Source organism: Vibrio sp. 970 (assembly GCF_033339075.1).
Map to the genome: position 1 here is coordinate 1 of NZ_JAWOTW010000159.1, position 866 is coordinate 866.

General features: G+C 47.7%; 1 pseudogene. It reads right to left on the bottom strand.

Annotated elements, in window-relative coordinates:
* Positions 1 to 742, bottom strand: a pseudogene (locus R7Q11_RS25395) (glycoside hydrolase family 92 protein); the annotation flags it as partial.
* Positions 743 to 866: the final 124 nt, after the last annotated feature.

The window sequence follows — 866 nt, forward strand, 5'->3', positions numbered from 1 at the left end:
TCGCATAGAAGAAGATGTCTTGATCTTGGTGATCTTGCCCTTGGAACCAGCCTGTTGAGGTTTTACGACCGCGAATGGTGTATTCGTCCACCACTTCAACTTTGTTCTTCAAAGACTTGCCGTTGTTGTTCATTAGGGTATGACCCAAATCGAACTTCACGTTGCGGTCTGCGCCATCAGCAAAGGTGTATTTGTGCAAACCAACGCGTTTGGTTGCGCTCAGTTCTACTTCGATTTGACCTTGGTTTAGCTTGGTTTTGTAGTAGCCTGCGCTTGCTTCTTCATTGGCTTTGTCGAAAGAGTTCAGTTGTGTGTTCGCCATGTCTGCGTATGGCAGAACCAAGATGTCGCCTAAGTCCGTTGCGCCTGTACCTGAAAGGTGAGTATGGGAGAAGCCGTACAGCGGAACGTCAGTGTTAACCACTTCGCCAGTTTCGTAGTTAGATGAATCCCAGTAGCCAGAAGCTGAGTGCCAAGGGTTAAGCCCTGATTCATGATCAGTGTTAGAACCGATGAAAGTATCTGGAGACAGTTGAACCATACCTGCCGGTACCGTCGCGCCCGGGAATGTATGACCAGAAGCTGCTGTGCCGATCATTGGATCGACGTATTTCAACACCGCGAGATCAACAATTGGATCGCCCGGCAGTGAAGAGGAAGAATCGTTGTCGCTGTTACAGCCAGCCAAGCCACCCGTCAGACCAACCAGGATAGCCAAAGAGATAAGATTACGTTTAAACATGTGCATACCGTTTTGTCGTTATTCGTATATAAAAAGTGTTTATAAGAGACTGTTTATAAAGGACTGCTTATAAAATTTGCTTGTAGGGATAGCCGGGAGATGCGCTCCCCCGGCTGAGTTGTCA